This is a genomic window from Brevibacillus massiliensis, assembly GCF_000311785.1.
In the GTDB taxonomy this organism is placed as follows: domain Bacteria; phylum Bacillota; class Bacilli; order Brevibacillales; family Brevibacillaceae; genus Brevibacillus_C; species Brevibacillus_C massiliensis.
On record NZ_HE978538.1, the window covers coordinates 159,978 to 170,788 of the forward strand.

Here is a 10,811-nt window from a genome sequence, read left to right on the forward strand (position 1 = left end):
CAATGAAAAATCGCAGCGGCAGGGTGTACAATGGAGACAGAGGTATCCGCAAATTCTGGAGGAGTGATAAAGATGGAGCAGACATCGGTCCCGCTGTTGATCGAAGCAATTTCAAGGGCGTTTCCGGAAGAGGTTTCCATAGCCGTCGCTGATGATTCAAGGTTTATCTACTATCACCCCAGCCAAAAAATAGATTTAAAGATTAAACCCGGAGATGTTATTCCGGAAGGGACAGCGACACACAGGGCACTGCAAATCCGGCAAAAGGTCTCGCTTCACGTGAAAAGCCAAATCTACGGTGTGCCGTATTTCGGATTGTCGATCCCGCTGCTTTCCGGCGGGAGTGCCGCAGGATGTGTCACAGCCATTTTTCCCCAGACTGCGGCGGAAGAGAGGGCCAGGCTGCCCAAACATCAATTTCTTATCGGCAAACGAGAGGATCGATGGTTCCCGATTCCGTATCAGCAGATCTGCTTTATTCAGTCGGATGGCGGAAAAACATCATTGTACACGGAACAAGACGTTTACTTGAACAAATACAATCTGGCGGAGCTGCAGAATATTTTGCCGCAGGATCAGTTTGTCCGCTGTCATCGCTCCTATTTTGTCAATGTGAATGCGATTGGAGAAATCCATCCCCACTTTCACTCGACATTCATCCTGGTGATGAAAGATAAACATCGCAGCCGCATCCCGGTCAGTCAGACGTATGCAAGCTCATTCCGGCAGCTGCTGGGATTTTGAGAACGCGGCGAACCATGCCTGGATCACCCATGCTGGTTCGCCGCGTTTTTTTCTGTTTTGATGCCGGGATATTCTGCTTTGGCGGAAAATACAGGTTGACGCCAAGCCGCTGTGATAGTCTTTTTTTAAGGACGCAAAAAATGGAAGGTGAAGGGCAATGTTATGTGAGCGCTTACGTGAAAACAGCTTGTCTCAAAAGATTGTGACTGCCGAGGAGGCGGCCGGCTGGATAAAGGACGGTATGACGATCGGATTAAGCGGGTTTACTCGTGCAGGCGACGCTAAAGCAGTCCCTTTAGCCCTTGCGGAACGTGCAAAGAACAGCAATCAACCTTTCAAAATAAATGTTTTTACAGGAGCTTCTCTCGGTTCGGACGTAGATAAAGCGATGGCGGAAGCAGGCATTATCCACAAGCGGCTGCCCTTTCAAGTGGATCAGACGATGCGCCGCAAGATCAATGACGGGGAGCTTTTGTTTGTCGACCAACACTTGTCGCAAACGGCTGAACTTGTCCGGGCGGACGTGCTGGGAACGATTGATTTCGCGATTGTGGAAGCGATTGCAATCACGGAGGACGGGAAAATCATCCCTACGACATCGGTCGGAAACTCCGGGATTTTTGCGGCCAAGGCGCGTGAGATCATCGTTGAAATCAACACCGCTCAACCGGCAGCGCTTGAAGGGGTTCACGATATCTACGATCCCGGTATGCTGGGGAAGCGGCTGCCCATCCCGCTCACTTCTGTAGAACAGCGCATCGGGGACACCGGCATTCAAGTAGACGTCAGCAAGATTAGAGGAATCGTGATTACCGACCAGCTGGACTCGCCTTCCACAATCGTACAGCCCGACGCGGAGACGGAGGTCATGGCTGGCCATTTGATTGAGTTCCTGCGCCAGGAAGTAAAAGCGGGACGGCTCCCCAGTCACCTCGCCCCGCTGCAGTCGGGTATCGGGTCGGTAGCGAACGCCGTGCTGAACGGATTTTTGGCGGCGGAGTTCGACGGGCTTCAGGTGTACTCAGAGGTTCTGCAGGATGCGGTGTTTGAGTTGATCGATGCAGGGAAAGTGACGTTCGCCTCCGGCTGTTCGATTACCCTGTCACCGAAAAAGATGGCGGAGGTACTGGGCAGCTTTGAGAAGTACCGGGATAAAATCGTCCTGCGCCCGCAGGAAATCTCCAACCATCCGGAAATCATCCGCCGTCTGGGGCTGATCTCCGTGAATACGGCCCTGGAGGTGGACATCTACGGCAACGTCAATTCGACCAACGTGCTCGGCACCAAAATGATGAACGGAATCGGCGGATCGGGCGACTTTGCCCGCAATTCCCGTCTCGCCATTTTTGTCACGAAGTCCATTGCCAAAGACGGCCACATCTCCAGCGTGGTGCCGTTCGTTTCCCATGTAGACCACACGGAACACGACGTGGATATCATCGTCACCGAGCAGGGCATCGCCGATCTGCGAGGGCTGGCGCCGAGGGAGCGCGCACCCCTGATCATCGAAAAATGTGCCCACCCATCCTATCGACCGCAGCTGCAGGAGTATTTTGAGGAGGCGCTCACCCGCGGAGGGCATACGCCACATGTCTTGGAGAAGGCGTTTTCCTGGCATGTAAAATACGCGGCTGAAGGAACGATGCAAAGCAAGGTTTTGCAGCGAGTATAGACGTGCGATGTACGGCCCGGGGGATACCCGGGTCTTTTTTTTGCAAAAAAATGTTTGCCGCTAGTCCAGACAGGGTAAATCATACGTGGACAACTTGTATGGACAACCGAACAAGAGGAGGGGATTGATTGCTGGACAAGACGGATGTAGTGCCGCTTTACATACAGCTCCAGCGTTTTCTGAAGGAAGAGATATTAAAGGGAACTTACCCCGAGGGGGAAATGATCCCATCGGAAACGCAGCTGACCAAAAAGTACGGCATTACGAGAACGACGGTAAGAAAGGCGATTTCCAACCTGGTCAATGAGGGGTTTTTGCAGCAGGTCCACGGGAAAGGGACATTTGTGCGGTTTAAGCGAATGAAGTACAGCATCTGGAACTTCGGCGGGTTTACCGACTACATCAAAGGCAGAAACGAAACGCCCGTCTCCAAGGTGTTGGAGGCTCGCAGGATCTTCAATTCGGAAGGATCTCCCTACTTTAAGCTGGTCAGGGCGCGGGGGATCAAACGGGAACAAGCCGAGTTGTTCTTAACCATCGATACTTCGCTGCTCCCTCTTGAGCTGTTTCCCGGATTGGATACCTACGATTTCGCCAAAGAGTCTTTGTACCGTGTGCTCCGGGATATCTACAAGGTCTTTCCGAAGCGGTCTGAGATCGGTGTTCGGCCTGTAATGAGCGACGAACAGACGCAAACGTATTTTCAGCTTTCGGAAACCGTTCCTTTGCTGATGGCGGAAGGAAAAGTATTTGATGACAAAGGCCGCGATATCGAGGCGGTAAAAGTCGTCTACAGCCCGGAAATTGAATTTAAAATCATGACAACCATGCATTAGAAGGATGGTTTTTAGGAGGAATTACCTTGAGACTTCATAAGGGACTGCTGAGTGTACTGTTGGCTTCATTTCTTGTTGTAAGCGGCTGCGGTTCTAATGGACAGGGCACCCCAGACACCTCCGGCGGACAAGGGGGAAACGGGGGAGAGCAGACACTGGTGGTTGTAAACTGGAAGGATTACGGTTCTGATGACCCGGAAATGATCAAAGCGTTCGAGGAGAGCTGCAGCTGTAAAGTGGTCCATGAGTACATGGCCTCGGAAGAAGAGCTGTTGACTAGATTGAAAACAGGCGGCGTGGGTAAATTGGATGTCATTTTGCCTAACGCTTCCATCCTGCCGGTCGCGATTCAAGAGGGATTGCTGGAACCGATCGACGTCGACAAGCTGGAGAATTACCAATACATTAACAAAACGTTTAAAAATATTCCCGAAAATGAAAAGGACGGACAGGTGTACGCCGTTCCATGGGTTTGGGGCTCCACTTCCATCGCCTATAATTCCAACGTCATCAAAGACGAGATCGATTCGATCAACGTCTTGTGGGATGAAAAGTACAAGGGACAAATCGCTTTTCGCGACGACTTTAACGACGCCGTCATGATCGCGGCCATCGCGGCCAACCAGGATCCGAACAATCCGTCCGATATGGAAGCGGTCAAGCAAAAACTGCTGGAGCAAAAACCGCTAAACCGCACCTATTGGAAGACCGGAGACGAATTTTCCAAGCTGTTTGCCAACAATCAGATCTCGATTGGAGTAGCCTGGAGCGGAAATACGGCGGCAATGAAGCAGGCAGGCCAGCCGATTAAATACGTGATCCCGAAAGAAGGGGCGATTGGCTGGGTTGACAACTGGGCGATCGTAAAAGATTCGCCGCATAAGGATTTGGCCATGAAGTTTATCGATTTTATGATCGGCAAGGACTTCCAGACCAAATGGGTAAACAAGGGCGGTCCCGCACCGGTAAATACCCAAGTAGTCGACAATCTCGACCCGGCATTTGTTCAAGAAATGGGCCTGGACGAAGAGGCGATCTCAAAACTCTTCTTTATCTCGTATCACACCGAAGACGAGAAGAAGGCCTGGAACGAATTGTGGCATGAAGTAAAAGCGCAGTGAACGAAAGGCAGGGCAACCTGCCTTTCCTGCTAAATTGTTCGAGGGTGGGAGATGTGGTGAAGAACAGAATCTTTCTGATGAGCCCTGCCATCTTTATTATGTTGGCCTTTGGGGTTGTCCCTCTGTTTATCATGCTGTATTACAGCTTTTTGAGCGATGGACCATCCCCGACGTTTACCTTGCAAAACTACGCGAACTTTTTCCAGAAGGCTTTTTACCTCAAGCTGACCTGGAAGACGATTCAGATGAGTTTGATCGTGACGCTCATCTCCATCGTCATTGCCTATCCGGCAGCTTATATCATCGCCAAAGTGATTCAACGCGGGCAAAATCTGCTGCTCCTGTTTATTATCATTCCGTTCTGGACCAGCCAATTGGTTCGTGCCTATTCCTGGATGAACCTGCTTCAGGATGGAGGAATTCTGGAAATGTTCCTGAGGAAGCTCCACTTGATCGGCGATGGCAGCTTGGGGATTCTGTTTACCCAAACCGCCGTGATCATTTCCCTGGTACATATTTTCTTCCCGTATATGGTTCTGACGATATACATGTCTCTGGACAAAATTCAGCCGTCTTTGCTTGAAGCCTCCAAAAGCCTGGGCGCAACGCCGTTTGAGACATTTCGCAGGATCGTTCTCCCGCTCAGCAAGCCGGGTATCGTTACGGGATCTATTTTGGTGTTTGTTCCCTGTTTGGGGGTTTTTGCCGAACCGAGGATACTGGGCGGACCGAACGGCTCGGTGATCGGTACGGTGATAGAAGACCAATTTTTTGAAATCAACGGCTGGAGCTTCGGTGCAGCGATCGCTTTTATCCTCCTCGTCATGGTATTTCTGTCGATCTGGATTACGTCTCGACTGATCAAGAGGGGGGATTAGACCATGTTCAAGAGAATAAGCTCCTGGCTTTACATTCTGCTGATCTTTTTGTTTCTGTACACGCCGATTGCGGTTCTGGTCTTGATGTCGTTCAACGAGTCGCCGTATAATTCCCTGCCATTTACGTTCAGCACAAAGTGGTACAGCGAAATGGCCCATAACCAGCGATTGATCGACTCTACCTTGAACAGCGTTTATATTGCGTCTATTACCGCGGTTATCTCCGTTGTCGTTGCAACCGCATTGATGTTGGGAGCAGCCAAAGCGAGTCCCAAAGTCAAAAGCTGGGTGGATTCGGTCATCATCCTGCCCTTGACCGTCCCCTGGCTGATCCTCGGGCTTTCCCTGCTTTTGGTGTTAAAAACGCTGGGGTTGGACCGCAATTTTGTCATGTTGTTGATCGGACATGTCGTGGTATCCCTCCCGTACGCCGTGATGGTTTTGAAAGCCAGAATGGACGGGATGGATCACCAAATCGAAGAAGCCTCGTACAGCTTGGGCGCCAACGAGTGGACCACTTTTATTCGCATTACCCTGCCGATGCTGTTTCCTGCGATCATCGCGGGGGCTTTTTTAGCCTTCATGATCTCGTTTGACAACTTTATTCTGTCGTACTTTTTGATTCCGATCGGATCTTCCACTCTGCCGATCGAGATCTACTCCTCGGTAAAATTCGGTTTTACGCCTGAGATTAATGCAGTATCTACCTTGATTTTAACGGGAACGCTGCTTCTGCTGTTTGTCATCGTGCTGTTGATGAGATCATCCTTGAAATCCATGATGAAGTAGGTGAAATGGCATGTCCTATCTGTCGATAAGGAATCTGGGCAAAGCCTTTAACGGCAACCAGGTGGTAGAAGACGTCAATATTGAGCTGGATAAAGGCAGCTTCCTCTCCCTTCTGGGGCCTTCGGGATGCGGGAAAACGACGACATTGCGCATGATCGCCGGGTTTATTGCGCCTGATACGGGGCATATCGAGATCGATGGCAAGCCCATCAATAACCTGCCTATTTACAAGCGAAATATCGGAATGGTTTTCCAGAATTACGCTTTGTTTCCGCACATGACGGTAGAAGAAAACATCGCATACGGACTGGAACAGAGAAAAATGCCCCGGGATCAGATCAAACGGGAAGTGGCGGAAGCGCTGGAAATGGTTCGACTCAAGGGTTTTGAGAGGCGGAAGCCAAAAGAACTCTCCGGCGGGCAGCAGCAGCGGGTCGCGCTGGCGAGGGCTTTGGTGATCAAACCCAGCTTGCTATTGCTGGATGAGAGTTTAAGCGCCCTCGATAAACGGCTGAGAGTGGAGATGCAGGTAGAACTGCGCGACATTCAATGCAAAGTGGGGATTACCACGATTTTCGTTACCCATGATCAGGAAGAGGCCATGACCATGTCAGACCAAATCGTCGTGATGAAAGACGGGAAAATCATGCAGATGGATACGCCGGAGAGGATTTACGAGCATCCGGCCAATTCCTTTGTGGCCGGGTTTCTCGGGGAGGCCAACTTTTTCCACGGGACCTTGCTGGAAACGAACAAAGAGTACTCCGCATTGAGCCTGGACAATGGACATACGCTGTCTTTCCGGTGTGAACGCGAACTGAACAACAACCAACGGTATACCCTTGCGATCAGGCCGGAGAAAATCCAGATTTCCAAGGAACCGGTATCGCCGCTGCACATCAAGGGGACGATTACGTTTATTACGTACGTGGGCAACCTGTCTACGTTCCGGATAGACGCCTTGGGTCAAGAAGTGAAGGTGCAAATTCAGAACAGTGATAAAAACCTTCCGTTTGCGCTGGGAGAAGAGGTTTATCTGACCTGGAATCCGCAAAATCTGATGGTTTTGGACAAGTAAGGTGGTTCCGATGAAGACGAAGGTACTTATTTTAGGCGGAATCCTGGTCGATCACTACATGCTGGTGGAGAAGTTTCCGGAAAGAGGCCAGGACGTACAGATAAAGGATTCCTTTTACAAGGTGGGCGGGTGTGCCATCAACGTCGCCAAGACGCTCAAGAATTTGGGGATGGATCCCTTTATTGTCGCGACGATTGGCTCTGATTACCGCGGACAGATGATCAGCCAGTACCTGAATGAGCAAGGGTTCGACCGCCGCTGCATTCACACGGATAAAGCCCGGGAATCCGGCTACTCCGTTTCGCTGGTAGAAGCTTCCGGTGAACGCACGTTTCTCACGTACAAGGGCTGCGACGATCACTTCTCGCCAGATATGATAAGCCCGGACCTGCTGCCGGATATCGGATACGTCTATCTGACCGGCTACTACCTTTTGGAGCCAAACTACCATCGGGATATCCTGCAGCTTTTGGCCCGAATCAAGGAGCTTGGCGGGAAAATCCTGTTCGATCCCGGTCCGCTGGCGGCCGGGATCGAACATCAGACGCTTTTGGACGTAATCCAATTGGCCCACGTTGTTACCCCCAATGAAACGGAGTCGGAGAAGATCGCCCGGATCTATCGGGTAGAGGGGAAGGTCTCGGACTGGTTTTTGACTCACGGAGTAGAAGCAGTTGTTCTGAAGAAAGGCAGCGAAGGGGTAACGGCATGGACAGCAGACCGGCAGTTGACCTGTCCTCCTTTTTCGGTCAAGAGCATCGATACCACCGGGGCGGGGGACAGTTTTGCAGGAGGATTTATTTTCGGCTTGATCAACCGGTACTCGCTAGAATTCACACTCAGGTTTGCCAGCGCGTGCGGCGCCATCTCCACAACCTTCCTTGGACCTCACGGGCATTTTACGCTGGCGGATGTAAATCGGTTAATAGATGGTGAGAGGAGTTAAGCATATGAAAGATCGTGCATTGGGGTGTCTGCTAGGATTGGCCATTGGCGATGCGATGGGGATGCCGGCATCGTTTATGACGCCGGAGGGGATCAAACAGCGCTATGGGAGAATTACCGGATTTGTCGTGCCTCATCCCGACCAGATCGCCCATACTGCCTTGGACAAGGGCGAAGTGACAGATGACACCCAGGAATCTTTAATCATTTCTGCTGTTTTGATGGAAGCCGGTACCTTTGATGAAGAACTGTTTATTGAAAAGATGAAAAGTTGGGCCCTTGACCATAAAATGCTGGAGTCGACGGTAATCGGACCGAGCACCCGCAAATTTCTGCAGAGCATTATCAACGGGCAGGACTACCGCGAGAACGGAAAATACGGCGATACCAACGGAGGAGCGATGCGTGTTGCCCCGATCGGCATTTTTTATCATGGCGACTGGGAAGAGGCTGTTCGGCATGCCATCCAATCTGCACTGCCGTCTCACGGAAGCAAACCGGGGGTCGCCTCTACCGCCGCGATTGCCGCTGCCGTCGCCGCCGCCCTCGAGGGAAACAAATCGCCAAAGGAAATCATGCAGATCGCCATCGAAGGCGCAGACAGGGGAGAGCTGGCCGGCTTTGACATTCCCGCCCCCTCCGTAGCTGACCGCATCCGGCTGGCGGTGGAGTTGGTCGACCGCAACCGCGACAAGACGCTGGATGAGATCTGTTACATTCTCTACCGGTATATCGGAGCGGGGATGAAGAGCTACGAATCGATTCCGTTTTCCCTCGGCGTCTTTTACGCGGCGGACGGCGATGTCAACCAAGGGATTATCGCGGCTGTCAACGCAGGCGATGATGCGGATACCAACGGCTCCATTGTCGGCGGGCTGTGCGGCGCTTACTCGGGAGCGCAGCGGATTCATCCCGAATGGGTGAAAAAGGTCCAGGAAAGCAACCAGCTTGATTTTGGGCAGATTGCCGAGAAGCTAATCGTTAGAAGTGGTGAATAAGATGAAGAAGAAGTTTTTCCGCCCCATCGGCATAGGCGGCAAAATTGCTTTGACGATAGTCATTCCGATCTGCTTGTTTATTTTCTCGACGTTCACCGTAAATACACTGATGTCAATCGTCAAGCAGGATATCAATACGGTCGATGGCCGAGGAACGCTCTCGATCGACATTACGGAGCTCGCGACATCTTTTTCGGCCAAGTACACGCAAATCGCCGAATACGTCATTTTAAACAGGCAGCAAAAGGTGAATTACTATGGAGTCTTGAGCAGGGATTTTCAAAATTCTCTTGCCGACGTTGAGCAAAAATTGGTGAGCGAGGAACAAAAGGCGCTGTTTGACAAGATTAAAGCGAACAACGACAGGATGGACGAGCTATTTCAAAATAAAATGATTCCAGCAATGAAACAAAATAACAAAAATGAAGCGATTAAACTGATGGAGGAAGCTTCCGGACTCCGCTCGGTCACCACAGAGAATACAAACAAGCTGAAGGAACTGCTGAAAAACGAGCGAACAGTCGCAGTCAATGACGCGAAAACACACATGCAGAATTCTTCCCTGGTCCTGCTTGCTTCCACTTTGCTTTCGATTTTGCTGGCGGGCATCGCGGCTTATCTGATCGGGCGATCGATACAAAGAAATATCAGACGGGTAGTCGGGATCAGCCAGCAGATTGCGCAAGGGAACCTCGAAGTAGAACAGATTGAGATTAAGTCAAAAGACGAAATCGGACAGTTGAACCAGTCGATCAATCTGATGAGCGGAAATCTTCGCCAGCTCGTGGAGCAAATCCAACTCGTTTCCCGGCAAATCAATGCCCAAAGCCACGAATTGGCCCGCAATAGCTATGAGTTGAAAACGGGCAGCGAGCAAATATCTGCAACCATGGATCAACTTGCGCTCGGTACAGAGGAGCAAGCGGGTTCGGCAAGCGAAATCGCCAATATGATCGAAGAGTTAAACCAAAGGGTCATGGAAGCCTCTGAGGAAGGCAACCAACTGAAAAGCTACTCCGAGCAAGTGCTTTCCGATACGGAACAGGGAAGACAGCAGATGATCGTCACAGGGGAACAGATGAAACTGATCAATCAGATCATGCTTAGGTCCGTGTCGAAGGTAAAGCAGTTGGAAGAGAAGGCGCAGGAGATTTTCGGACTCGTGGAAGTCATCCGGGAAATTGCCGAACAGACCAATTTGCTGGCGTTAAATGCTGCGATAGAATCGGCAAGAGCAGGTGAAGCCGGCAGAGGTTTTTCGGTCGTAGCGGAAGAAGTTCGGAAATTGGCAGATCGCACACAAGAGTCGGTGAAGAAGATATCGAGCATCAGCGTGGGCATACAGACCGAGACCAGTGAGGTTGTTTCGTCGCTGCAAGCAGGGTACCAAGAGGTGGAGCAGGGCAGCAAAAAAATGGAGGAAACCGGGCAAATCTTCTCCAATATCTACCGTTCCTTTACCAACATGGCGGAGAATATCAAAAACAGCTCGGAACGTTTGCAGGTGATTGAAGCAAAGAGCAAGGACATCAATCGCCTGATCGAGCAAATCGCCTCCGTGTCTGAGGAAATTGCCGCCGGCGTCGAGGAGACTGCCGCCTCTGCCCAGCAGCAAAACTCGTCCGTGGAATTTATCGATAAGAGCGTTCAGCTGCTAGGTCAGCTATCCAGTGATTTGCAGAGCACGAGCAGCAAGTTCAAGTTAACGGATGACCGTAGCTGATACACAAAAAGCCCGTTGGACGATGTT

The 10,811-nt window shown here is 51.0% G+C and carries 10 protein-coding genes; all 10 read left to right on the forward strand.

Going from position 1 to position 10,811, the window contains the following annotated elements; all coding sequences use genetic code 11:
- Window positions 1-72: 72 nt before the first annotated feature.
- The 10 genes from HGBM_RS09990 (at window position 73) to HGBM_RS10035 (ending at window position 10,784) form a co-directional block, all read left to right on the forward strand.
- On the forward strand, window positions 73-744 hold the full coding sequence (locus tag HGBM_RS09990; RefSeq protein ID WP_019120964.1) for a LytTR family DNA-binding domain-containing protein: 672 nt from the start codon (window positions 73-75) through the stop codon (window positions 742-744).
- 157 nt (window positions 745-901) lie between these two features.
- Complete coding sequence (gene scpC / locus HGBM_RS09995; protein ID WP_019120965.1) at window positions 902-2,416, forward strand: succinyl-CoA:acetate CoA-transferase ScpC; 1,515 nt, start codon at window positions 902-904, stop codon at window positions 2,414-2,416.
- A gap of 128 nt (window positions 2,417-2,544) precedes the next feature.
- A complete protein-coding gene (locus HGBM_RS10000) occupies window positions 2,545-3,252 on the forward strand; it encodes a GntR family transcriptional regulator (protein WP_019120966.1) in 708 nt (235 codons plus the stop codon).
- A 26-nt stretch (window positions 3,253-3,278) separates the two neighbouring features.
- A complete protein-coding gene (locus tag HGBM_RS10005; protein ID WP_019120967.1) occupies window positions 3,279-4,373 on the forward strand; it encodes an ABC transporter substrate-binding protein in 1,095 nt (364 codons plus the stop codon).
- A 56-nt stretch (window positions 4,374-4,429) separates the two neighbouring features.
- On the forward strand, window positions 4,430-5,251 hold the full coding sequence (locus HGBM_RS10010) for an ABC transporter permease (protein ID WP_019120968.1): 822 nt from the start codon (window positions 4,430-4,432) through the stop codon (window positions 5,249-5,251).
- 3 nt (window positions 5,252-5,254) lie between these two features.
- Window positions 5,255-6,040 carry an ABC transporter permease gene (locus tag HGBM_RS10015; RefSeq protein ID WP_019120969.1) on the forward strand — a complete coding sequence of 262 codons (786 nt, stop codon included), beginning with the start codon at window positions 5,255-5,257 and terminating at the stop codon, window positions 6,038-6,040.
- Between the two features lie 10 nt (window positions 6,041-6,050).
- The gene (locus tag HGBM_RS10020) at window positions 6,051-7,118 is read left to right on the forward strand and encodes an ABC transporter ATP-binding protein (RefSeq protein WP_019120970.1); all 1,068 of its coding nucleotides are present in this window, start codon (window positions 6,051-6,053) and stop codon (window positions 7,116-7,118) included.
- A 10-nt stretch (window positions 7,119-7,128) separates the two neighbouring features.
- Complete coding sequence (locus tag HGBM_RS10025) at window positions 7,129-8,064, forward strand: carbohydrate kinase family protein (RefSeq protein WP_019120971.1); 936 nt, start codon at window positions 7,129-7,131, stop codon at window positions 8,062-8,064.
- Window positions 8,065-8,068: 4 nt separating this feature from the next.
- The gene (locus HGBM_RS10030) at window positions 8,069-9,061 is read left to right on the forward strand and encodes an ADP-ribosylglycohydrolase family protein (RefSeq protein ID WP_019120972.1); all 993 of its coding nucleotides are present in this window, start codon (window positions 8,069-8,071) and stop codon (window positions 9,059-9,061) included.
- 1 nt (window position 9,062) lies between these two features.
- Window positions 9,063-10,784 carry a methyl-accepting chemotaxis protein gene (locus HGBM_RS10035; protein ID WP_019120973.1) on the forward strand — a complete coding sequence of 574 codons (1,722 nt, stop codon included), beginning with the start codon at window positions 9,063-9,065 and terminating at the stop codon, window positions 10,782-10,784.
- Window positions 10,785-10,811: the final 27 nt, after the last annotated feature.